Annotated in this window: 23 protein-coding genes; 8 read left to right on the forward strand and 15 right to left on the reverse strand. The window is 43.0% G+C overall.

All coding sequences use genetic code 11. The features are described from left to right. Positions 1-68: 68 nt before the first annotated feature. The 3 genes from BOD01S_RS11250 to BOD01S_RS11260 all read right to left on the reverse strand — a co-directional run bounded on the left by BOD01S_RS11250 (position 69) and on the right by BOD01S_RS11260 (position 1,985). Positions 69-941, reverse strand: a complete 873-nt coding sequence (locus BOD01S_RS11250; RefSeq protein WP_036153862.1) for a GNAT family N-acetyltransferase — start codon at positions 939-941, stop codon at positions 69-71. A gap of 15 nt (positions 942-956) precedes the next feature. Next, entirely contained in the window at positions 957-1,424 is a 468-nt protein-coding gene (locus tag BOD01S_RS11255) for a GNAT family N-acetyltransferase (RefSeq protein WP_036153860.1), read from the reverse strand. A gap of 192 nt (positions 1,425-1,616) precedes the next feature. Further along, entirely contained in the window at positions 1,617-1,985 is a 369-nt protein-coding gene (locus BOD01S_RS11260; protein WP_156117026.1) for a class I SAM-dependent methyltransferase, read from the reverse strand. A 272-nt stretch (positions 1,986-2,257) separates the two neighbouring features. Here BOD01S_RS11260 and BOD01S_RS11265 point away from each other — a divergent pair, with 272 nt between their 5' ends. Then, positions 2,258-2,638, forward strand: a complete 381-nt coding sequence (locus tag BOD01S_RS11265; RefSeq protein ID WP_036153856.1) for a nuclear transport factor 2 family protein — start codon at positions 2,258-2,260, stop codon at positions 2,636-2,638. 54 nt (positions 2,639-2,692) lie between these two features. Here BOD01S_RS11265 and BOD01S_RS11270 read toward each other — a convergent pair whose 3' ends face one another. Together BOD01S_RS11270 and BOD01S_RS11275 are read right to left on the reverse strand one after the other, a co-directional pair. Beyond that, the gene (locus tag BOD01S_RS11270; protein ID WP_036153854.1) at positions 2,693-3,319 is read right to left on the reverse strand and encodes a hypothetical protein; all 627 of its coding nucleotides are present in this window, start codon (positions 3,317-3,319) and stop codon (positions 2,693-2,695) included. 303 nt (positions 3,320-3,622) lie between these two features. Further along, positions 3,623-4,438 carry a lipid II flippase Amj family protein gene (locus tag BOD01S_RS11275; protein ID WP_174523085.1) on the reverse strand — a complete coding sequence of 272 codons (816 nt, stop codon included), beginning with the start codon at positions 4,436-4,438 and terminating at the stop codon, positions 3,623-3,625. Between the two features lie 172 nt (positions 4,439-4,610). Between BOD01S_RS11275 and BOD01S_RS11280 the strand changes: the two genes are divergently transcribed. The 3 genes from BOD01S_RS11280 to BOD01S_RS11290 all read left to right on the forward strand — a co-directional run bounded on the left by BOD01S_RS11280 (position 4,611) and on the right by BOD01S_RS11290 (position 7,527). Beyond that, a complete protein-coding gene (locus BOD01S_RS11280; RefSeq protein WP_233153137.1) occupies positions 4,611-5,048 on the forward strand; it encodes a GNAT family N-acetyltransferase in 438 nt (145 codons plus the stop codon). A gap of 46 nt (positions 5,049-5,094) precedes the next feature. Next, the gene (locus tag BOD01S_RS11285) at positions 5,095-5,877 is read left to right on the forward strand and encodes an MBL fold metallo-hydrolase (RefSeq protein ID WP_036153852.1); all 783 of its coding nucleotides are present in this window, start codon (positions 5,095-5,097) and stop codon (positions 5,875-5,877) included. A 363-nt stretch (positions 5,878-6,240) separates the two neighbouring features. Continuing rightward, on the forward strand, positions 6,241-7,527 hold the full coding sequence (locus BOD01S_RS11290; RefSeq protein WP_036153849.1) for a murein hydrolase activator EnvC family protein: 1,287 nt from the start codon (positions 6,241-6,243) through the stop codon (positions 7,525-7,527). Positions 7,528-7,625: 98 nt separating this feature from the next. On the opposite strand, the gene BOD01S_RS11295 is transcribed toward BOD01S_RS11290, so the two are convergent. After that, positions 7,626-8,354, reverse strand: coding sequence for a hypothetical protein (locus BOD01S_RS11295; protein ID WP_036153847.1), 729 nt, complete (start codon positions 8,352-8,354; stop codon positions 7,626-7,628). A 200-nt stretch (positions 8,355-8,554) separates the two neighbouring features. Here BOD01S_RS11295 and BOD01S_RS11300 point away from each other — a divergent pair, with 200 nt between their 5' ends. Then, positions 8,555-9,964 carry a LysM peptidoglycan-binding domain-containing protein gene (locus BOD01S_RS11300; protein WP_036153845.1) on the forward strand — a complete coding sequence of 470 codons (1,410 nt, stop codon included), beginning with the start codon at positions 8,555-8,557 and terminating at the stop codon, positions 9,962-9,964. A 314-nt stretch (positions 9,965-10,278) separates the two neighbouring features. Here the strand turns inward: BOD01S_RS11300 and BOD01S_RS11305 are convergent, their stop codons facing one another. The 5 genes from BOD01S_RS11305 to BOD01S_RS11325 all read right to left on the reverse strand — a co-directional run bounded on the left by BOD01S_RS11305 (position 10,279) and on the right by BOD01S_RS11325 (position 15,375). Further along, complete coding sequence (locus BOD01S_RS11305; RefSeq protein ID WP_036153843.1) at positions 10,279-12,750, reverse strand: ABC transporter permease; 2,472 nt, start codon at positions 12,748-12,750, stop codon at positions 10,279-10,281. Further along, positions 12,743-13,477, reverse strand: coding sequence for an ABC transporter ATP-binding protein (locus tag BOD01S_RS11310; protein WP_036154105.1), 735 nt, complete (start codon positions 13,475-13,477; stop codon positions 12,743-12,745). The genes BOD01S_RS11305 and BOD01S_RS11310 overlap by 8 nt, the downstream gene beginning before the upstream one ends. Positions 13,478-13,526: 49 nt before the next feature. Further along, positions 13,527-14,063 carry a sigma-70 family RNA polymerase sigma factor gene (locus BOD01S_RS11315; RefSeq protein WP_233153136.1) on the reverse strand — a complete coding sequence of 179 codons (537 nt, stop codon included), beginning with the start codon at positions 14,061-14,063 and terminating at the stop codon, positions 13,527-13,529. A gap of 281 nt (positions 14,064-14,344) precedes the next feature. Then, positions 14,345-14,629: a hypothetical protein gene (locus BOD01S_RS11320; protein ID WP_169804319.1), complete on the reverse strand. Its 285-nt coding sequence runs from the start codon at positions 14,627-14,629 to the stop codon at positions 14,345-14,347. Between the two features lie 170 nt (positions 14,630-14,799). After that, the gene (locus BOD01S_RS11325) at positions 14,800-15,375 is read right to left on the reverse strand and encodes a hypothetical protein (RefSeq protein WP_036153837.1); all 576 of its coding nucleotides are present in this window, start codon (positions 15,373-15,375) and stop codon (positions 14,800-14,802) included. A gap of 330 nt (positions 15,376-15,705) precedes the next feature. On the opposite strand from BOD01S_RS11325, the gene BOD01S_RS11330 reads away from it, so the two are divergent. Together BOD01S_RS11330 and BOD01S_RS11335 are read left to right on the forward strand one after the other, a co-directional pair. After that, on the forward strand, positions 15,706-16,035 hold the full coding sequence (locus tag BOD01S_RS11330; RefSeq protein ID WP_036153835.1) for a four-helix bundle copper-binding protein: 330 nt from the start codon (positions 15,706-15,708) through the stop codon (positions 16,033-16,035). 170 nt (positions 16,036-16,205) lie between these two features. Next, positions 16,206-18,284, forward strand: coding sequence for a thioredoxin domain-containing protein (locus BOD01S_RS11335; protein WP_052124810.1), 2,079 nt, complete (start codon positions 16,206-16,208; stop codon positions 18,282-18,284). A 729-nt stretch (positions 18,285-19,013) separates the two neighbouring features. Here BOD01S_RS11335 and bioB read toward each other — a convergent pair. From bioB to bioD, 4 genes are read right to left on the reverse strand one after another with little or no spacing between them, the layout of a single operon-like run. Continuing rightward, on the reverse strand, positions 19,014-20,009 hold the full coding sequence (gene bioB, locus BOD01S_RS11345) for a biotin synthase BioB (protein ID WP_036153830.1): 996 nt from the start codon (positions 20,007-20,009) through the stop codon (positions 19,014-19,016). 7 nt (positions 20,010-20,016) lie between these two features. After that, the gene (locus BOD01S_RS11350; RefSeq protein WP_036153828.1) at positions 20,017-20,598 is read right to left on the reverse strand and encodes a biotin transporter BioY; all 582 of its coding nucleotides are present in this window, start codon (positions 20,596-20,598) and stop codon (positions 20,017-20,019) included. Continuing rightward, positions 20,565-21,968 carry an adenosylmethionine--8-amino-7-oxononanoate transaminase gene (gene bioA, locus BOD01S_RS11355; RefSeq protein ID WP_052124808.1) on the reverse strand — a complete coding sequence of 468 codons (1,404 nt, stop codon included), beginning with the start codon at positions 21,966-21,968 and terminating at the stop codon, positions 20,565-20,567. The genes BOD01S_RS11350 and bioA overlap by 34 nt, the downstream gene beginning before the upstream one ends. Next, positions 21,949-22,653 (reverse strand): dethiobiotin synthase, encoded by a 705-nt coding sequence (gene bioD / locus BOD01S_RS11360; RefSeq protein ID WP_036153826.1) that lies wholly within the window; start codon positions 22,651-22,653, stop codon positions 21,949-21,951. Before bioD ends, bioA begins: the two co-directional genes overlap by 20 nt. Positions 22,654-23,046: 393 nt before the next feature. On the opposite strand from bioD, the gene BOD01S_RS11365 reads away from it, so the two are divergent. Further along, a complete protein-coding gene (locus tag BOD01S_RS11365) occupies positions 23,047-23,901 on the forward strand; it encodes an MBL fold metallo-hydrolase (protein ID WP_036153824.1) in 855 nt (284 codons plus the stop codon). The last annotated feature ends 127 nt before the right edge of the window (positions 23,902-24,028 follow it).

Raw genomic sequence — 24,028 nt, forward strand, 5'->3', positions numbered from 1 at the left:
AATTTCTTTTAAAAAGGTGAGTTGCATTCATAATCGATCCATTAGAAATATTCCTTCCTATCAGCAGACTATTTTTCACTTTTTAAAACGTAGCTGTACAGGACATCCTTTCGTTCAAAGCCTGCCTTCACATACACATGATTTGCCTGGTCATTTTGATGATCGACACATAGCTGGATGCTCTCGATTTCAGGAAAACTGAATATATCCGTTAGCACTTCCCTCAGTAAGGTCGTGCCGAAGCCCCGGTTTCTTGCAGCGGGGGCAATCGCGATGTATTCTAGCGTTGCCTCCTTCATTTCCCGGTTAATTTCAAAGTAGGCATAGCCGATGACCCCATCAGCTTCTGTCTTCCCAATACGTAAAATATGCTCGTCATTTAACCGGCTTAAAATAGTTGATGCATCGTAATATGTACGTGGGAATTCTGTATCATGAATTTCACGGAAGGCCATTTCATCTTCTTGTGAAAAGTTTTTACTTACGTATTCCTCTATCGGCTGCAACTGATCCTTTACCATCAAAAGCGTCAGATGCTCACCGGTTTTTCGTGCCCCAAGCTGTTCTGCAAACAATTGTTGTGCCCGGTTTTCTTCATTAATAAAGAAGAAAAACCTCTTTATCTCTGGATAGGCTTGAATGCAGGCTTCCCATAATCGCGTCTGTTCTTCTGGTGCAGCCGACCGGTTGAACGGCCCCCACACTTCCGCAGTTTCTTCGTCCATATCGAGTCCAATAGCGGCAGTCATTTCGCCTGTTTCACTCCTTGCTACAAAGAAGGCGGCATTTCCGTCTTGATCGATAAAGTCCTCTGTAAGTGTCTGTTCGATCTCCAACGCTTTTTCACCGCAGAAGCCGATATGATTTTGCTTGGATTGATTCATTTCCGCAAGAAATTGAGCCAATTCTTGAAATGTTGCTCTTTCGATTGTTTTTTCCATACTTGTCCATCCCTCTTATAAATAGTAGCTCATGACGATTTGCTCGCCCCTTTTGCCCATCATACGTCTTCCTTCATCAATAAAGCCGCATTTTTTATACAGTGCCTGTGCTGCTGTGTTCCGGAGGTTCACCCCGAGGACAATTTCCGTAATATGCGGGAAATGATTTCTGACAAAGTCCGGCAGCAGAATAAGTGACTGCTTTGCATAGCCCTTTCCCTGATGGCTGAAATCTGTGGAAAATGCCCGCAGCAGAATCGCTTGCGGGTTATCTGAATAATCCTTCGGACCTTCTTTTTCATGCAGGACAAAAAAGGTTACAAGCTTTTCCTCTTCTAATGCCAAAATACAGTGACGGTCTTGGTCCTCCTGTGCCAGTTTGATACTTTCCAGCGGTGTACCCGTAAATTCAAGCTGTTCTTCCGATAGCTGGTACTGTTCAATTAACGACCAAAAAGATTCAGTATATGTGAAAAGATTCATTTATCTCCACTCCGTTGTATTATTTTTATCTTTTAATGTTTGAAATGATTATTTCTCGGGAAATAGTTTATAATATTTTGTTATTTCGCAACTGTCAGAAAACAAAAGCGATAGTTCCCTATTCCTCTCTTTTTCTCCTTCGCTACTTTTCAGCCTGCAATGGACAACCATAGAGGTACTATTCTTTGTAAATCATGCCTTGCTCCAGTCGCCAAATAAAGCAATAAGCTCAAATCCATGCCCTTCTATCAGCCAAAAAAGCTCCTGCGGATACGTATAACGAAGCGAAATGGAACTCTTCTCCACATGTGCGACCTCGCCATCCTCTACTGTTTCCATCACAGCTGTACAATGAAGAACTTGGGTAATCGGATCGAATATTTCTGCCAGCTCACCAAGGAGCGGGCTTCTTGTATCAAAAATAAAATAGCCATTTGGCTGAAGGTGACGTTTTATCGATTCGAACAGCGCATTTTGATCTTCATTTGTCAGGAAATGCCGAAAGGAACTGCCTGTCATAAAAATGAGCGGCACCTCGAGTGTAGGTTCTACTTTGTACAATCCTGTCTGTAAAACGGGATGTCCAGCCCTGCTTCTGCTGCTTTCTTTCTTGCACGCTCCAGCATGCCTTCATGAATATCCCCCCTACTATGGCATATCCCTTCTTGCTGTTTGTGCTTTTTAAGGAAAGAATATTATTATACCTATTCTAACTTGAATAAAAATGACAATACAACAGAAATATGGAAAAATATTCTTCCTTTATAAAAAGGTTTTTTTCTCAGCCCGTTGAATACTAACTGAAAGCTATATACATGGAAGGGGGAAAGAAGATGGAACTGACAATCGAAAAGCTAATGGAAGATTATTTCAATAGCTGGAACGAGGGATTCATCAGTAAAAACGGTGAAGGCATTCGATCGTTTATGTCCAGAGACTTCACAGGCTACTGGGGGCATTCCGGTTTAACAAAGCCGCAGGAATATGGATATGATTATGATCTGGATGCTGTTCTCGTGAACGAGGGAAGTGCCTATAAAAGCTTTGATATTTTATCTGTAACAGAACGTGGAAACGGGCAGGAATTAATGGTGTTTGGCAAGGAGACAAATATGATAAATGGCCAAGCCTTCCCCGCTCAATGCCTCTTTGTTTGGCGAAAGGAAGCGACGGGCTGGAAACTGCTGCGCGAATATATTGAACTCATAAAATAATTAAAAAAGCAGCCATCTTCTTTTGATGGCTGCTCAAAGGCTTTCTCATAAAAGCTAAACGATGGTTGACAGGAGACTGTTATGGACTCCTTCGATCATTTCTTCTGGATGCCATATGCTGCCTTTTTGATTAATCATGGACGACATTTCCTCTACGACCTCTTCCAGCATTTGTTCAGTCATGACTTCGATCAGCAATTGCTTTACAAGACATTTACAAGAAGAGATAGATTTTACATAATCAAATGCTTCCAACGGAGAAAGATACAATTCTTCCATCACAATTTTCATTATAAAATTCGCAAATTGCTCGATGATAATCATAACTTTTTCCGCTTCAAAACGATTGTCCCAAAACGACATAAACACTTGACGAAGCACCTTGACGAAATACTCATCCTTCTCACTGACAAAAAAGAAACGAAGATAGTGTTCAACCTGTTGGGCTGTGTATGGATTTTTCCCTTCCGGCGCTATTTCTTCTAAATAGTTCATAAAAATCGCGCTCAATGTCAGCCCATTTTGCTGGCATTTTTCGTACAAGGATTGGAGCTTTCTTTCATCTGAATAGGTAAAATCGTATAACACCAGCATCTCCTGTAACCGGTTAACTACCGACACTTCCTGATTCAACGTAAGAGTCTCCTGCATTTTCGCCCTTGGTTTAACAACTGAAAACATACTACTATTCCCCCTGTGTTGATTTAAAAGCACTCAAAAACGGCAACATTTACAACGATTGAGAGAACAATATGGTTAGAAATTTTCCTTGCTAGTGTGTTTATAATGCAGTGCACAAAAGCATAAGGCATCTCTACCTGGTTAGCTTTAGAAAACCTTCCCTATTCTATTTCTCTCTTTCTCTACATACTTATATATTTATAAATCCAGAAAAATATTACTTAATTTTTACAATATTTTTAATTAATATATGACATTTATAGAGAAAAAATCAAGATAGGAAATCAGAAATATGCTAACACACTACAAAATGATTCCAGAGAACCACGCTACATAGTAAGCACCTGGTACAAAAAGCACCTGTGCAAATAACGTCCCTAGCAACCTCGATACCATCATGTTAACAGAGGCTTTTTTTAAAGCTACATAGCTCCCCCTGCCATTTACTACATCATCAGCGAGAATCGAAATTTTAGGATCGATAAAAAGAATAAGGAGAATGGTAGCTACCCCATTAATTAAACCGGATGCCATAATAGCTGTCTTCTGATGCTCCGGTACAAGAAGCGAGGCATAGATAGCTGATAAGACGCCAATCGTGTAGATAGCTGTAATCACGGCGTTTGTAATAAACAGCTTCACCGGTATGTCCCTCATCCCAATTCCCTTGATGTACGAGATGCTAGGTTTACGAACATATTTTATTCCCTTTTTTATGTATCCGATCGTTAGGCCTTTACGCAGCACCGCCGGAATCGACCCTTTTTCTTCGACTAAATGAAGGATGGCCCTTGAAAATATAGCCATAAAGGTAGGCAAAAGCAGCATGCCTAGTATTGTACCTGCCGACGCAGCTCCAATAATAATGCGGTATTGTTCCTCTAAAAAGGGTAATGCTTCTTCTTTCGGAGCCGTATCCGCAAGACTCCCCGTAAAAGGCTGCTGCATCATATTGGCAAGTCTCGATACCATCACCATAACATTGAAAAGTGCCAAGGCAGAAGCAAGCAGACGTACCCGCGCCCCAGCTAGCCTGACGGCGTAGGCTAACGTTTCAATTGAATGAATAATTAGGATGAAAAATGCAATCATAAGTAACTTTCCCGTAATGATTTCCATTGCGTCTCTTCCTTTCTACGACCAGTTTGGCTTTTTTACTATGCATCATATATTCACAAAAAGACGTGCCTTACTGGAAATAGTTTCTTTTTCTATAGGCCTGGGAGGAAATCTTTTGGTCACCGAGAATCTAGTAAGAAGTAGTTAATTTTGAATGAAGGAGATTTTTTCTGTGGAAATTACGATTCGTACACTAGAAAAGAATGATTATAAAGAATTAACCATCCTGCTGGAGGAACTGGGCTATCCTTCAACCGAAGAAGAAATTGCCGAGCGGTACGATAAGCTCGCTAACCTTCCGGATTACGCTTCTCTCGTCGCTGTTGCAAATGGCTCAGTCGTTGGTTTTTCCGGAATTTGCAGAATGCATTACTTCGAGCAAAACGGTACATATGCACGAATTCTTGCCTTCGTAATAAGTTCGACTGTACGAAAGCAAGGTGTAGGAACGATTTTGTTGGAAGCCTCGGAAAAGTGGGCACTCAAGAATGGCTGCAGCGGCATTACATTAAACAGCGGCAACCGCCCTGAAAGACAGGCGGCACACTTCTTTTACAAAGCAAACGGCTATCTAGCAAAAAGCACGGGGTTTTCCAAGTCATTTAGTTAGGCAATCGCTTTAATATGAAGTACAAGTTAACAAAAGGAGGATCAATATGATAGAAGATAAATGGTTCACAGTTCAACAAATTGATGGGAAAACATATGCCATCAGTGAATATGGACATTGGGAGAAGGTGCATTCCTTTTTACTACTTGGTACAGAGAAGGCTGTCCTGATTGATACTGGGTTAGGTATTGATAGTATCAAGCGGATAACCGATCAGCTAACAGATCTGCCAATTCGTGTTCTTACTACACATGTCCATTCCGACCATATCGGCAGTCACGGGGAATTCGATGCTCTTTATGTGCATGAAGAAGAAGAGGACTGGCTGATTAACGGTATCAAGGGACTGTCCATCGATATTATTCGTAAAAATATAGGCCGCGATATTACCATCCCTCCCCCTTCCACATTCAACCCGGAGACATTTACTCCCTTCCAAGGGAAACCAACCGGACTGCTGAAGGATGGGGATAAAATTGAACTAGGAGAACGAACGCTCGCTGTCCTCCATACACCTGGACATTCACCGGGACATATTTGTCTATTCGATCAAGCAGCAGGCTATCTATTTACAGGGGATCTGCTCTATGACGAAACACCGGTTTACGCTTTCTATCCGACCACTAATCCGATAGAGTTGGCTGCTTCCTGGGAACGGATTGCCCGTTTAAACGGTGTCCGGAAGATTTACGGCTCCCATAACACACTTGGACTTGATCCTCTTTTACTTCAGGAGGTAAAAAAAGCTGCACACTATCTTCGGGAACAGAATTTATTAAAATTCGGCACAGGGATTCACCAGTTCAACGGATTTAGTGTGCAGTTTTAAGACTAAAAAACTTGCTGGGATACCCGGCTGAAGATTTGAGAGAAACTTTGCAGGCTAGAGGAATACCCGCGGATTTTGGAGAAATACCCGCCCTTTTCGAACAGATACCCGCGAAATTCACATATTTACCCGCGAAGTCTACTTTTCTTCATACTTCTGCACAGTTTTTTCAAATTTATAGTATAAGATAGCATTGGTTGTCCACATTAGACATCCTTTCGAAAAAGTGGTAGCATATGTTAGGTCGATTTCTATTCGGCCAAGCTGTCTTTCTCTTACTGAGATGGGATGATAAGTGAATCAATGTTATATTGGACAACTATGGGCAGTTTACGATATTTATAGAAAAGAAGGTTTGCAGAAGTGAAGAAGAAAACAAAGAGACCGTTGCAGTATGCTGCATTGCTATTGGCATCCTCCCTATTTATCGACTCTACCGGATCAGCTGCAACACTCGATGAATTGAAACAAGAACAGCAGCAAAATGAGTCACAGAAAGGTCGCCTACATACAGAAATCAAAGATAAACAAACGAAGATGAATGATATTGAAGCGACACAAACAAAAGTATATGACCAAATCAAAAAGCTGGACGATGAAATCCTTAGCACGAACGAAAAAATGGAAAAGGTCATCACTAGCATTAACGAAACAAATAAAGAAATTACTTCGTTAACAAATTCTATCCAAACATTAATCGAGAAAATCAAAGCGCGTGATGAACTGCTTCGTGAACGGGCGCGTGCCATTCAAGAAGCCGGCCCTGTCAGCTATTTAGATGTTTTACTTGGGGCAAACAGCTTTGTCGATTTTATCGACCGTTTCTCTGCTGTTAACACACTGATCGATGCAGATAAAGAGATTATGCGTGAACAGCAGGAAGACCAAAAAGCATTAGAGGAAAGTAAAAAATCATTAGAATCAAAACGTCAAAAGCTTGAAGAGGATAAGGCATCTCTTGAAAAATTAAAAGCGTCCCTAGCCTCTCAAAAAACACAGAAAAATAAATTGCTTGATGAATTAGAAGCAAAACAAGAGCAGCTGAAGTCTGAAAAAGTGAAGCTGGAAGAAGAATATTCCGAGGCTTTGGAATTATCCAAGGAATTACAGCAATCAATTCAGGCTGAACAAAAACGTATTGCTGAGCTTGTGAAGAAACAGGCTGCCGCTGCAGCTGCTTCCCACTCATCTGGCTCATCGTCATCTGGTTCTTCTGGCGGTGGTTCCCTTCCGCAAGTCTCCAGTGGCAGCTGGACAAAACCTACAACCGGTCGTCTTACATCCGGTTATGGCTGGCGGGAATTCGGTGGCTCTGAGTACCATTATGGAGTAGATATTGCGAACTCTTCTGGTACACCTGTAGTCGCTGCTGCGGATGGTATTGTTTCCTATGCAGCGCCGCTCAGCACTTATGGGAATGCGGTCATCGTGACGCACTCAGTCGGCGGACAAATCTATACATCTCTTTATGCTCACTTAAGTTCCTACAATGTAAATGTCGGAACAAAGGTGACAAAAGGAATGCAGATCGCGAAAATAGGTACGACTGGACGCTCGACAGGTCCCCATCTGCATTTTGAAATCCATGCAGGTACATGGGTCAACCAAAAAACAGGTAACCTGAATCCGCTGAAATTTATTCCGTTGTAAACCAAAACAGCTCTTTCTATGCTGGAAAGCCGCTATGCCGATAAATATCGACATAGCGGTTTTTTATTGAACTCCGGTAGAAACTGCAATTTACTAGTTTAGGATGGTTCTATTGCTTCCTTTAATTCCTCGATTTCATGCTGTTGGCTTTCTATCATTTCATTCAGCTCTTCTATTATCCTGCTCTGTTCGTCTAACTCCCGAAGCAGCTCCTCGTTTTTCAGCTTGCCCTTAATTGCACCGTGCAGCCTTCTACTATACATGTCTTCTCTCATTTCCAGCTCATATAAATTAATGCACTCCTTGATTGTATCTACCCGTAATCCTCTGAAATATTGCAGCATTTTTTGAACTGCCTCCTGCTTCCAATAATCCGGCGGAATGATGGAATAGCGGCGGAGTTCATCTGTAACTTGGCGGATCGGCAAAAGCAGCCGCTCATTTTCTTCCTCAAATAGCCGGCAATCCTCGTCATAATCTTCCTGGACTGTCTCCTCATACATAAAAAAGTCGATACGCTTGAATAAATACTTAACAGGCCGTGAAACAATGTAGCAAATCACTGTCAAAATAGCGTAGATCACTATTTTGGCAGGAAGCCCGGCGACTGGCAGCGCAAACCAAAGCGGAATACCAAATACGATGATTATGAGAATCAAGCGGAATAGATCAGGCAGCATATATTCACTTTTTTCATAATATTGATAGAGCGAATTCTCCGTTGGATTTGTTAGTTGGAACTCTTCATATTCTTCTTTTAAAAGCTCCAGCTTTTCTACCTCTTTCAATGTCCATTCTATATTATCGATACTTTCTGCTCTCCCCATCGTTCATCCCCTTCTCTATAAACAGGCTAAATTAGGACAAGCTATCCGTTACATATTATGAACAGTGCTTATTTAAATAGAAGAAATGAGACAGCTAAACTTATGGTTATGTACACTTTAGCCAAATGAAGGGATGCTTTTTTCTTTTATGAATAGGCCCCGCATATGATGGAGTAGCAAACAGAAAAAGGAGCTGCGAATTGTTAATTCATGTTGTGAAAAGCGGGGAAACGATGGCAGGACTTGCAAACAGGTACCATGTTACTGTGAATGCCCTGCAGCAAATCAATCAGCTGCCGGACCCGAACAAACTTCTGATCGGCCAGGCTATTCTCATACCGGTCTACAGCACCTACCATACAGTAAAACCAGGAGAAGCGCTTTGGCAGATTGCACAGCAATATCATATAACTGTCGATGCCCTCATCCAGGCGAATCAACTGGCAAATCCAAACCGCATTTCCCCAGGAACGAGACTGTATATTCCTCCTATTCTCCATGTTGTACGCCCTGGTGAAACGCTCGGACAAATTGCCTACCTATATGGGGTGACCGCTAATGCGATCATGCAGGCAAATCACTTATCTAACATTAACCTGGTCCATGCGGGCACCCAGCTGCTGATTCCTCGAACAAAGCCGATCATAGAAGTAAATGGCTATACGTATCAAAAAGATGAGGAAGCCGCACAGACAGTCAAGTCGCTCGCACCGCTGCTCACCTATTTGAGTCCGTTTGCGTATAAGGTGAAAGAGGATGGAACGCTTGAACCATTTAGCGATCAGCTAATGCTGGCAGCCGCAAAGGAAAATGGTGTCGTGCCGATGATGGTGATCACAAACTTTACGTCCACCCAAGCAGGTTCCAATTTAATGCACGTTATTTTTTCCAGCGCGGAAATTCAGGAAAAACTATTAACAAATATCCTTCAAGTGATGGATGAAAAAGGCTATAAAGGGCTGAACATCGATTTTGAAAACGTGCTGCCCGAAGACCGGGAAGCATATAATACCTTTTTGCAAAAATCCGTTGATGCACTTCATCCAAAGGGCTATTTTGTTTCTACAGCGCTTGCACCAAAAACGGGTCCTACCCAAGGCGGACTACTTTACACGGCTCACGACTACGAGGCGCACGGGAGAATTGCCGACTTTGTTATTTTAATGACGTATGAATGGGGCTATCGTGCTGGTCCCCCACAAGCTATTTCTCCTGTGAACCAAATGAGGCGCGTTGTTGAGTATGCTCTATCCGTCATACCAGCCAATAAAATTTACCTTGGCTTTCAAATATACGCAAGGGATTGGCAGCTTCCCCATGCCCAAGGACAACAGGCCGAAACGTTCAGCCCGCAGGAGGCAATCCGCCGTGCTACCCAATATGGAGCAACCATCCGTTACAATGAAACCGCCCAGTCACCATATTTCCGTTATACAACGGAAGAAGGACAGGAACATGAAGTATGGTTCGAGGATGCCCGCAGTGCCCAGGCAAAATTTGACCTCGTCAAGCAGTACAACCTCCGAGGCGTCAGCTACTGGGCGCTCGGCTACGATTTCCCGCAAAACTGGGTGCTGCTTGATGACAACTTTACAATTAAAAAACTTTGAACAACTAAACGAAAAGAGCCGCCTCTTCTGTAATGGGAAGAGGCGACTCTATTTTAAGTGACAATTTTATTTATGCTATCCTTGCTGTCCGGGTTAAGTAAGGGGTGATTAATAGATAGTTTGCTGCCTGTTAATAGACAATTTTGATGAGTTAATAGACATTTCCAGCACAATAATAGACAATCTCCCATACTTAATAGACATTTCTTAAGAATTAATAGACACTCCACCCTTATTAACAGCATCCCCCTGCTTATTAGACACCTGCTGCCAATCATACGAGAGATTTTGTCTAAAAAGCACTCTCGTCCCCATCATTCCACTAATTCCCCGGCCAAATACCGACGACTAATCAAATAGCCTTGTATCAGGAAGGTTATCATTACTGCCAGCACAAAGCCGATGATCACAAAGAAAAGCATCTGTACATCAAACAGCAAGCCGCTTTCATTGTCCACAAGAGACAGTAATTGTGACAGCAGGACGCCAATAATGACGCCGACTATAAGTCCGTACAACACGAATGATAAAACTTGTGTCAAAATCAGCTTTATCAATCCATTCGGTGATAATCCAACGAGTCGCTGGATGGCGTAATCCCCTCTTTTACTATAGATTACATGTAATAGATTCTGTATTACCCCAAGGCATGTCGCCACAATTAGAACCATCAGTACACCGACAAATAAGCTCCAACGCTGATAGAACATGCGATTGGATTCCTCGATGCTGGACTGCTCATCCTTAATTAAAAGGGAAGGCCAGCTGCTCTTGAGGAACGACAGCTCATCAAGTGCTGCATCAATATCCTTCGTTTCCACCAGAATGGTCTCAATTGCGACCGGTTCATCCACTTTTGGAGCCATAGACCAATCGGCATACACTAGTTCACCAGAATATGTGTCTGGCAGAACTGCAAGCACCTCTAGTGTATCCAAAAGCCGGTAAGCACCTGTATCTTCTCCATATTCGTACACATCCAGCGTTTCCCCGACGGTCAATTGATTGGATGAAGCAAAGTCTTTTGTTACGAATATACCTTGAGAAAAGTCTCCTTCGCCAGCAATCGGAAGGTGTTCTTTCTTCTCTATCCCCTGTAAATCGACCAGTTGGAAATCCGGAAAAGCTTCCTCCCTACTATCGTTTATAGTCGTTTTCATTGGAAAGTAGTTACTCTTTGCATAGACATCCTCTATCGAAGGCAATGTTCGAATTTTCTCCACTGTATCCATTGTTAAGGACTCATCATTTAACTCATTTTCAATAATAATCGGGGTCTCAAACACATGGCCCAAATATTCGCGTTCGTTCTCTTGCACTGTCTTAAACAAGGTGCTGCCGAAAACAAGAATGACCATCAATCCGATGATGCCGAGCACAATCGGCATATTTTTTCGAATCTGCGGCATGAGCTGCTGACAGGCCAAGTATGCTTCCTTTCCAAAGAGCGATCGAATCGGCTGTAGGGAAGCTTTCAACAACATACTAAATCCAAAAGGTATGCAATATAATACAACGAAACAAATACCGAGCGCTCCAATTAAAATTTGTAACGCACTTTCTCCGCCTTCATTTGTTGCTATTCCGACTAGGATAAGCAGACAAGCGAGCACAAATACTATTCCAATAATTAAAAGCTTACGTTTCGTCCACTTGATGTCAAGCTCGACCTTTTCACTAGCGATTTGCAGCGGCAGAAGCTTCATACTTTTACGAATTTGTTTTACAGAAATCCCGTAAAGTACGACAAAAACACCAATTACAATACATGCCATCAGCCAGACCGGCATGTCCGTCTTTGCTGCTGGAAGCTGGAGCTTTTCAATCAGAAACGGCAGCCACCGGTGAATGAGCAGCATAGTTAAACATGTGCCGACGACCGATCCAGAACCAATTATAATGAGTAGTTGAAATCGGATGACCTTCCCTACCTGATTACCAGTCGCCCCGAGTGAACGCAGGACCATCAGCTGGTCCTTCAACTTGTAAAAGACAAGCTGGAATGTCGACAGCAGGAGCATCGCCGTAATAAGCAGCACAAAAGCGGACAGGATGATGATAAAGATGGCAAGCGCCTGGAAGTTTCTCTTCACTATTTCGTATTCGCTTGGTATATCGATCCTTAGTGAGCTTCCGATTTCTTGAAAGGACTTCGTTAGTGACGCATGATCTACACTCCCATTCGTCTGAATAAGGGTGAACAATGCAGCAACTTCCTGTCCATTTTCCGGCAGCCACTGCGCGACCTGTTGACGGGGCAAAATAACAATCTTCAATTCATTTCCGCCGGATAACGGTGTCACTATTTCTTTTATCTTAAACGGTTGCTGCTCGATGACAATGGTATCCCCCAAGGCTTTGTTATATAATTCTGCCATCCGCCGGGAAATAACCGCCTCGCCGTTGTGTAAATCTTCGTTAAAATAATAGCGGCTTTTAACGAGATTGTCATTTTCCGCCCCGATTGTATAAACATTAGACTCCCCTTCTACAGTAGTCCATGAAAGCAGAACAGGTGATACGGTACTGACACCATCGAGCTCTTCGAATTGATCGAGCATGCCGTCAGTCACCCATTGGTTTTGCTGCGGGTCATAACCGACCAGCATATCAGCATCTCCAAAAATGGCGCGCATCTCTTCTTCCATCTGCGCGTTAGCATTCCAAATATAAACGCCCATTGTCATGAGCAAGCAAATCGAAATAGCGATGATGCCGATACTCGTCAAGACCTGTGCTGAAGCAGCACGCAGCAGCTTGAGGGAGACCGATCTTAAATTAAACATGGCCGGCTCCTCCTGTTATCTCTTTGAATTTGTCGAGGATGGCATCCAAATCCCCAGGATGTTTTTCGTTCTGGTAACTGTCCACAATCGCTCCGTCATGGAAGAACAGCACTCGATTTGCGAAAGTTGCTACGTATGGATCATGCGTCACAAGTAAAATCGTCTGCCTCATCTCTTCTTGCAGCGAAACGAGGAGACGCAAAATATCATCTGTTGTATTAACGTCAAGTGCCCCAGTTGGTTCATCCGCCAGCAGAATCGGCGGATTGGTGACAATTGCCCGTGCAATAGCTACCCGCTGCTTCTGCCCTCCTGATAATTCATGCGGGCGATGCTTGCGCCATTTATCAATTTGCAGCTGCTTCATTACCTTATCGACCCGTTGCTTGATTTCCTTGTTTGACACATCGTTTAAGATGAGCGGGAGTGCGATATTATCCTCAACATTCAAATCCTGCAAAAGGTGAAAGGATTGGAAGACAAAGCCGATATTTTCCTTCCTGAACTTTGAGGCATTTGGCTCTTTATGCAGGTCATTTGCCTCCTGTCCAAACAGAAGCATCTTTCCTTCTGACGGAGCATCGACAGCACTAATCATATTCAGGAATGTACTTTTTCCCGAACCGCTTGTCCCCATGATTGCCACCATTTCTCCTTCATAGATTGTACAATGTATGTTTTTCAGCGCATTGACGGTATGCTCCTTTTGTTTAAACACTTTCGACATGCCTTCTACACGCAGCACTTCCCTTAACCGCTGCTGTGGAATCGGAATTTTATCTATGACTGCTTTCAACGGATTTAACCCACTCATCTATATACGCCCCCTTCAACTGTTGTCGTAATGCGTGCAAGCCTCTCCGGATATGGGTTTTTACTGTCCCTTCCGGACATTCCAAAATAGCTGCGATTTGCTTTACCGGATAGTCCTGATAAAAGCGGAGGATCAGTACGGTTTTATATTTTTCCTCCAGATTGCATAGTGCCTTCCATAAATCTAGCTCCTCCTCGATATTGCTGGTGGACGCTCCCTCCAATAAATCTAGTTCTGCCGGTTCCACCGATTCAATCCGCTTTCTTTTCGCTATGTATGTTTTGCTGCAATTAATAACAATCCGAGTCATCCATGTTGCAAAGTAATGCTGCTCTTTCAGCTGCTTGATTGATTCATATGCCCGTATCATCGACTGCTGCAATATGTCAACAGCGTCGTTTTCGTTTTGAACATATACATAGGCGATACGGTACAACTGTCCCTGTAATGGTTCTATCAATTGATAGAATGCTTCTTCCTCTCCATTCTGAGCTAACAAAACGAGATCTACTTGCCTTGTTTCGATTCGTAACGCCCCCTTTCCCTTATTAGACTTGGCAGACCGCCATTACGATTCAACTTTTTCTATTTTTTATATTACTTGAATGATAATGGATAAAAAATGTTTGGTAATTTTTTTGTATATTTATTTAATACAAATTAAAAAAGTGCTGGAACATTTCTGCTCAGCACCTTTACTCTACTATAAAAATTTTAACTAATAACAGGTTGAATGAAACCATTTATGGCGCTTTCCTCACGAGCCGTTAACAAAAGCTTCTACATTTCCCTGCGCTGTTCCCGGTGTTTTTTTACTTGCTCGAGCGCGGTAGCTTGTCTACGTCTTGAATAATGTGTCATGAGTTCTGATAATTGATTGGTAATCAGCGCCAGGTCGGCCTGTGTGCATTCCTTTGTCATTGGTGTGGCATCCCATAATAGCTGCAGGATGTCCCCTGTATTGATCTTTGCCAATTTCCTCACCCCGTTTGTCCAAATTTCCCCTTGCATCATCATACAATAGAGGTTACAAACTAATGACTGTTCTGCAACTAGAATGTGCATATTTTTAGAATTCATTAGTCCCAATTTCAAAAGGTGTGACATACAGGAGAAACGTAAAATTAAAAACAACGCATGCCGCCCGAGATGAACCTTTTCACAAAAACTGCTTTTATCTCAACGAAAACAGGGTCCGTCTTCGTGACGCACCCCTATTTCCTTCGGCGTTTGCTCTATACTTGAATATTTTTGAAAAACTCCTTTGCCATATCTTTTTCCGTAAGATGAAGGAATCTCATAGCGGTAACAATCTTCGCCAGGATCATTTCCATCTCCTCGGAAGGTATGAGCTCAACATTATATTCCTTTTCCAGATAAGATTCGAAGTCTCTCTTTTCTGGTCCGATTGATTGGTATTCATTTTCGCTTTCGACAAAGAGCATCTCAACAAACGGCGCAATAAGCGGGTGCTTATCATAGAGCGGATGGGAAATAGGTGCTTCGAGTGAAGCAAATTCCTTTAGCATCAGCTGGACAATTGTTTCCTTTGGAATGATCTGTTTAATCCGCTCAACGAACTTCCCCGATTCCTCCCGCTCAAATTCCTGTGTGACGACACTCTTCCCGGCTATAGCGAGAACTTCTGCAGTGTGCACATTATCATCAACGGAAAAATGGACAGCATATCTTGACCCAAGCTCGCGTAGCATAAACTGGATATCCCCTACCTGCACTGTGACGAAATAGGCATCAAGCCGTCCCATATTCCGGATTTTAATTTCCTGGTCTTTCTTGGACACCAAAAACATTGAAACACCTCCTAATCGTCCCCATATTGTCAAACGATATGCGGAGTTCTAATTTTCAATCCACTTAGTATATGCGCTCAAAACAACAAGAGCAGTGCGCCTGTGTACGGTGCACCGCTCGTCGCTTAATTACTTTTCACATGTCTGGTTATCTGAACTACTCAGCTAACATAAGTCTTTCTTCTTCACCTGTTCTTGCCCTCCGAATAAACATTTCACGATACTTCTACCATATTTACAAAATAAACAAAACAATTACTGTGTTTCAATATACGCTATAGGGGTATATAGATAAAGACGAACGTCAATAAAACATAGGAGGAATAGGATATGTCACATGAGAAACACCAACAATTAATTCAGGTTTTACACGAATGTATGGCTGCCTGCAATCACTGTTTTGATGCTTGTCTTCAGGAGGAAAACGTAAAGATGATGGCTGAGTGTATTCGGCTGGACCGTGAGTGTGCAGATATCTGCAACTTTTTAGAACAGGCATTGGCACGTAATACACCATTTGCTGCAGCACTTGCTTCTGTTTGTGCAACAGTGTGTGAAGCATGCGGCAATGAATGTCAAAAGCATGATCATGACCATTGCCAAGAGTGCGCAAAAGCTTGTTTTGCCTGTGCAGAGGCCTGCCGGAAATTTGCTGCTTAATTTCATTAAGGTGTGAAAAATACACCATCCGGAAACTGTATATTTTACAAAAGGCAAGACGTCCAATTATTGGGCGTCTTTTTTCGTTTTTTGGGCATATTAAACATATCCAGCCAGCTTCGGCATCGTTTTAAGGAGATCGGCAATAAACATAAAGGAAGTGTTTGCAATTGGACAACAAGCCGCGGAATGCAAGACCCTCACCGGAACATAATTGGCTCATTGAAACAAACTCCCCCTATTTGCTACAGCATGCTCATCAACCTGTTAACTGGTATCCATGGACAGAGGAGGCGTTTAGGCGTGCCAAGTCGGAGAAAAAGCCTATTTTCCTGTCCATCGGTTATGCGACGTGCCATTGGTGCCATCAAATGGCACACGAATGCTTCGAGGACCAGGAGATTGCTGCTTATTTGAATGAACATTATATTGCGATTAAGGTCGATCGTGAGGAGCGGCCGGATATCGATAATCTATATATGAATGTCTGTATGCTGATGAATGGTCATGGCGGATGGCCGCTTTCCATCTTTATGACACCCGATCAAGTACCGTTTTACGCAGGGACGTATTACGCTAAGAAAACCTCACTGCATATGATCGGCTTCCATGAGCTCATCATTCAACTGCATAAGCTGTATGAGCAGGACCAAGCACAGGTCATTTCAGTAGGAGCGGAAATTAAACAGGCGTTGGCACAGCTGCAGGAACAGCAGGCAGCAGGAACTCTTCCCCCCGCTGTTTTTCAAATGGCCTTTGAGCAGTTATACGTCACATATGACAATCTGTATGGAGGCTTTGGACAGGAAATGAAATTTCCGATGCCGCACCAGCTGTTATATTTATTGCGTTATGGCAAATTTCATGATGAGCCTGTTGCACAGAAAATGGCCCTCAATACATTGAACAGCCTTTATAACGGCGGAATTTATGACCAGATTGGCTTTGGCTTCTCCCGCTACTCTGTAGACGAAACGTATATCGTCCCCCACTTTGAAAAAATGCTGTATGACAATGCCCTTTTGCTTTATGCGACCGCGGAAGCCTATCAAGTATCAAAGGACCCCTTTTATGAGCAGAAAATGCGGGAGCTGATCACTTATATTCGGCGTGTCATGGTCTCTCCGGAAGGCGGTTTTTACAGTGGAGAGGATGCTGATACAGAGCAGGAGGAGGGCAAGTTTTATACATGGACGAAGGAGGAGGTGCTGAATAGCCTTGATGAAGAGCTTGGTCCATTATACTGTGAAGTCTTTCATATTACAGCGGAAGGAAATTTCGAAGGAAAGAATGTCCCTCATCTTATTCATACAAAATTAGCGGATATCGCAGCGGAACATGAAATGCCTGTCGAGACACTGCAGCAGAAATTGGAGAAAGCACGACAAATACTTTTCGAAGTACGGGAACAGCGTACTCATCCAAACAAAGACGATAAAATTTTAACAGGCTGGAATGGGCTCATGATTGCCGGGCTTGCGAAAGCGAATGCGGTTCTTCAGGATGAGGGCGTGGAGCTGCTCGCGGTCGGTGCGATTCGATTTCTGGAAAAACAGCTTTTCCAAAACGGCCGGCTGATGCGGCGCTACCGGAATGAAGAAGTACGGGAATACGGTATACTCGATGACTATGCGGCTGTGCTGTGGGCCTATATCGAGCTGTATGAGACAACCTTTTCTCCTGAATGGCTGCAAAAGGCTGTGCATATTGCCGATGAGATGGTCGAGCTTTTTTGGGATCAGGAGGAAGGAGGATTTTTCTTAACGGGCAGCGATGCGGAGCCCCTGCTTATTCGGCAGCGGGAAATGCAGGATGAGGCGATTCCTTCCGGCAGCAGTATCGCCGCTGTTGCACTTGTGAAGCTTGCCCGCCTTACGAGCAGAGCAGACTACGAGGAAAAAGTCATCACGCTTTTACAGCTCGGGGCCCGCACCATCAATGCGCATCCCGAAGGCTATCTCTATTTACTGATTTCCTACATGATGCTGACGGAAGGCACAAAGGAAGTTATTATGGTCGGCAAACTATCGGAGGAGCAAAGGCAGCTGCTCTCCTCATTAAAGAAGGATTTCCTTCCAAATACGATTTATCTACATTGTGAGGATCCCGAGGCGTACAAGGACATCATTCCAAATATCACCGACTACCAGCCAGCCGAAACGGGCGCTAATTTCTATATATGTGAAAACTATACATGCCGGCAGCCTGTACATGACCCGAAAGACATCCAGCAGATGCTGGATAGATAGCTTCATTCTTCTTTACCAGCAAATACAAACACTCCATTTTGAAAAAAGAGTGATCAAAATGGAGTGTTTTGTTTTAGTTAATTATAAGACTTTTATAAAAGTTTGTTCCTCTTCTACCATCATGCCTTTAGCTGGAGATGAACATTGAAAAAATTTCTTAGCTTTGCTGCTTCACCATATTTTTTCTTGTCTTTTCCACTTCTTATAGTTGTAGCTTATGTCCAGTACTACGAGGAGCAATAAAATGACTCCGATTATTTTGAACTCAGTTATGCTTAAATCGCCAAACCAATATATAGCAAAATAGAATAAGAATAAAAGAGGAGCAGTCCATAGAGCACGGATAAATCTTCTTCTATACGTTAATTTATAATAGACAAAAACAAAACCTTTATCCTTTTTTTCTACATCCTTATATATTACCGACATTATTATCTGAGCAAGTAGAACCACTATGAATGAAACAATAAAATACTGTAGAATGTCCAAGATTTCCTCCTTGATAAAAAAATAATTGGGTAATAATTCCAGAAAATATATTTTGCTAGTGATCAACCAACTGTTATGGTGAAGATACTCTGCAATTACTTATTTTCCATATAATTGAATAATTATATTATCCCCTACTATTTTTTAATTGGCAAGGAAAACTGAAATTCCGATTCATCCTTTTTATTAACAGTTCCATTTTATTTTCAAGTCATATCTTTACTTTTCGTATAACCATTATTAGCAGAACGCAGCTGTTTGCTTTTCTGTCAGCTCAATTTCAAAGCCTAGATCTTCGAGCATTAAGTAGTCGCTGTTGACCTCTTGTCCTTCTGTCGTCAAATAATCCCCGACAAAAATGCTGTTTGCGGCATACATACCAAGCGGCTGAAGTGATCCTAAATTCACTTCCCGGCCTCCCGAGATACGGATTTCCTTCGTTGGGTTGATATAGCGGAATAGCGCCAGTACTTTCAGGCAGTAGCGCGGATTCAATTCATTCGTCCCCTCAAGCTTCGTGCCGTCAATCGCATGCAGGAAGTTAACCGGAATCGAATCGGCATCCAGCTGATAAAGCGCGCGTGCAATTTGTACCACATCTTCTTTTGTTTCCTTCATGCCGATAATAGCGCCTGAGCAAGGGGAGATGCCGTGCTTTTTCACAATTTCCACCGTATTGACCCGGTCCTCATACGTATGGGAAGTCGTAATATAGGAATGATGGCGTTCGGATGTATTTAAGTTATGATTATAGCGGTCAACGCCGGCTTCCTTTAATTGCTGCGCCTGCTCTTCCTTTAATAATCCGAGGCATGCACATACCTTTAAGCCGTATTTTTCCTTAATTTCCTCTACCGCCTCACTAACGACATTTACATCTTTACGTGTCGGTCCGCGGCCGCTCGCAACGATACAGTATGTGCCGATTTTATTTTCAAAGGCACGCTTTGCTCCCTCTAAAATTTCCTCCTTTGTAATAAATGGATATTTCTCAATCGGTGCAGTGGATTTGGAGGACTGGGAGCAATATCCGCAATCTTCCGGACAGTAGCCGCTTTTTGCATTCATAATCATGTTCAGTTTTACTTTTTTCCCGTAATAATGCTTGCGGATCGCAAAAGCCCCATCCATCAGCTTTAGTAATTCATCATCATCACTATTTAATATCGCCAATGCCTCCTCATTACTGATGATTTTCCCCTCAATCACTTCATTTGCTAATTGTAACCAATCCATTTTCTCTTCACCCTTTTTCATGTAGTAGTTTGTATGAGCGGGCAGTGCGGAATACATGATACAGCCGCTCTGCCAGCAATGCCGTTACGATGGCGAGGCAGAAATCTGCTACAATACTGCCTAAAAAACCAACGAGGAACACATGAGACCAGCTCGTTTTCATATCCAGCCAAACATTCAGCGAGACATATAGATACGGGACGGCAATCCCGTATATAACGAGCAGTCCTATTATATTTGCACCGATAAAATGCTTTTTTGTCGGTGTTTCTACCCTTTCAATGATCAAGCCGATTAGAAATGCCGCAGCAGCAAAGCCGATTAAATAGCCAAACGTAGGCTGCAGTACATATGTAATTCCGCCACCCTGTGTAAACACTGGCATCCCCACAAGCCCGATGCCGATATAGACAATCTGGCTCAGCAAGCCGTTACGACTGCCAAGCAGGCACCCCGCCAAAAAGACAAACACAATCTGCAGTGTAAAGGGAACTACCGGCAGCGGCACTTTAATAAAAGCACCAATTGCTGTTAAAGCGGCAAACATCGCGATCATTATAACGGAGAGTATTGCGGATCGTTGCTGCATGTCCTTCCCTCCCGTTCTGCAAAAAATGACTCGATTGTTTGTTTTGTCGTATCAATCATGAAGTGTATTTCCTCCGCTGAAATAATATAAGGCGGCATAAAATATAAAATATTGCCAAGCGGCCGTATCAGCAGTCCTTTTTCCAGCGCATTTTGATAAATTTGATAACCGATGCGCTCCTCACTCGGCAGCGGCTCCTTCGTATTTCGGTCCGCTACAAGCTCAATTGCCCCGACAAGTCCGATTTGCCGGTATTCTCCAACATACGGCAGATGGCTAAACGCTTCTTCTGCCAGCTTCCTCATCAGCCCGCCTTTTTGCTGAATCATTTCGATATAATTCTCCTCTTCGAACATCGTCAACACTTCCAGCGCGACACGGCACGCCAGCGTATTTCCTGTGTAGCTGTGGGAGTGCAGAAACGCTTTCATTGTCCCGTATTCATCATAGAACGCATCGTAAACTGTATCGGTTGTCAGCACGACAGAAAGCGGCAAGTATCCGCCAGTCAGCCCCTTTGATAAACACATAAAGTCCGGTGATATCTCCGCCTGCTCACAGGCAAACAATGTACCGGTGCGTCCAAAGCCGACCGCTATTTCATCTGCGATAAGATGGACATCATAGGCTGTACACAATTCCCGCAGCTTTCGTAAATAGATTGGCGGATACATCTTCATTCCTGCAGCTGCCTGGATTAACGGCTCGATAATGACAGCAGTGATTTCCTCGTGGTGTGCGTCAAGCTTCTCTTCCACAGAACGAATACATTGTGCCTGACAGCTTTCGGGCTTTTCATTGAATGGACAGCGGAAGCAATCCGGCCCCTGCGCCCGCACTGTATCCAATAGAAGCGGCTGGTAGACTTCGTTATAAAGATCAACGCCCCCTACCGACAATGCGCCAAGCGTTTCCCCGTGGTAGGCATCTGTTAATGCAAGGAATCGTTTTTTGGATGTCTTTCCCGTCTGCATATGGTACTGAAAGCTCATTTTTAACGCTACTTCAATCGCTGCTGATCCGTTATCGGCAAAGAATACCTTCTGTAAGCCAGGTGGTGTTAAGGCAACTAATTTTTCCGCTACCTTTACAGCGGGCTCATGCGTGAAATTTGCAAAAATGACATGCTCCAATGTGAACGCCTGCTCGCTTAAAGCCTGGCTGATCCGTTTATTGGCATGGCCGAACAAATTCACCCACCAAGATGACACCGCGTCTAAATAGCGCTTGCCGTTTTCATCATAAAGCCATACACCTTCCCCGCTTTTAATAACGATTGGGGGAAACTGTTCATAATCCTTCATCTGCGAGCATGGGTGCCAAACGTGCTGTAAATCCCTTGCCTGTAACTCAGTTAACACTTGCTTCATGCGGCAACAGCCTTTCGAATAGTGATGTATGGTAAATCGAATAATTTACTACTTGCTGAATGTCCTGCTGCTCCGGAATGACAGCATGTGGCAGCGGTTGATTAAGTAAAATCGTCTCGATATTATTCACTTCCATTGCTGTCTGTGTATATCTGTTGAAGACTAGTCCGAGCACTTCGATTCCTCTTGCCGCCAAAGCTTCAAGCGTCAGCAGTGTATGGTTGATCGTTCCAAGCTTTGTATGTGCTACGACAACGACCGGTAGGCGGCTTTTCTCAATCACGTCTAGAAGTGTCACCTTTCCATTCTCCGCTAGCGGCACCATAATACCGCCAGCTCCCTCGCAAATGACGACATCATTTGCTTGCTTTAATGACTCGATCTGCTCCAGTAATAATTCGTGATCAATTTGCTGCTCCTCCAGTTTTGCAGCAAAATGAGGTGATGCAGGCTCTTTGAACGAATAACCATTCAGCGCTTCAATATGTAATGTTTGCAATGAGTACGTTTTATACATTTCTGTATCGTAGTAATAGGTTCTTCCCTGCTCGGTCACCTCTCCCGTTTGGACAGGCTTATAAGGTGTCACCCGAAGGTTCTGCTCCTGTAAATGACGCATAAGCAATGTAGTAATGCATGTTTTTCCAACATCTGTATCTGTCCCGACTACCCAAAAATGCGGCACTCCCCTCACTCCTTTTACGTTAACTATTTATATTTTTAAGTTAACACAAAACTTTTTAGTTTGTAAACGCCATTTTATAGTTCCCTATTATTTTTACGCTTTTTGGCGGATTGGCGGCACCTGCAGGTAGAAGGATTTTCTCTTCTTATCATGATAAATAGACGTTTAAATCAGGTCATTTTTATCCAACAAGATGGTTAATTTATAGCGATTTTCACCTGTGTCATTGTATATAAACGGATTAGTTTAAAAATGTATTGCTTGTTTGGACTAATAAAGCGTTTCTTTCAGTGAAAAACATTTAGTTACTATCCGTTTTCCTTATGCGGGAATAACAATACCTTTACTAGCAGAGAATAAGCTGAATTTTATTGTCAAAAGGAGGACTAGACATTGGAAAACAACATGAATTACGGGGATGATTATAAATACATTCCTACCACTTCTGTAGGAAGCGGCGTGGGTATTGAAGTATTGCCGGATTTATACTGCTTCACTGTTCAAATTGTGAATGTTATGTTAGTCGGCAATAGTAAGGATGATTTTGTTTTAATTGATGCAGGAATGCCTGGTTCAGCTAATGATATTATTGCTGCTGTAGAGGATCGTTTTGGGTCAAACAGCCTCCCAAAGGCTATTATCTTGACGCATGGTCATTTCGATCATGTAGGGGCTATTATTGATTTAGTAAAGCACTGGAAAGTTCCTGTTTATGCGCATGAAATAGAGCTGCCTTTCTTAACGGGGAAAATGAGCTATCCCGAACCGGATCCGACCGTTGAAGGCGGTATGGTCGCAAAAATGTCGCCGATGTTTCCGAATGAACCGATCAATCTAGGGAACCGTGTCCAAACGCTTCCCCAAGATAATAGTGTTCCTCACATGCCGGGGTTCCGCTGGATTCACACACCCGGGCATTCACCGGGACATGTTTCATTATTCAGAGATGAAGACAAAACATTAATTGCCGGGGATGCATTTATTACTGTCAAACAAGATTCACTTTATAAAGTGTTCACACAAGAACAGGAAATAAACGGCCCACCTAGATACCTCACTCCAGACTGGAAAGCCGCAAAAGAATCAGTGATTAAACTGCAGGCATTGAAACCGGCTGTTGCTGTTACAGGACATGGGCTGCCAATGTCAGGTCAATTATTAGCTGACAGTTTAGAAAAGTTAGTCCGCGAATTCGACTCGCTCGCTGTTCCGGATTACGGCAAATTTGTTAATAAGGATCTGCATTAAGCTAAAGTCCTCTTTTCTTCTTAACCACTATTCCAAAAAAATCCATATACAAAAGCAGCTTTTAGCTACAGATGTAGTTAAAAGCTGCTTGTATTCAACTATAAAAGCTTGATACATCCTCTTCCTC

This window comes from Lysinibacillus odysseyi 34hs-1 = NBRC 100172, from assembly GCF_001591965.1.
In the GTDB taxonomy this organism is placed as follows: Bacteria; Bacillota; Bacilli; order Bacillales_A; family Planococcaceae; genus Lysinibacillus_B; species Lysinibacillus_B odysseyi.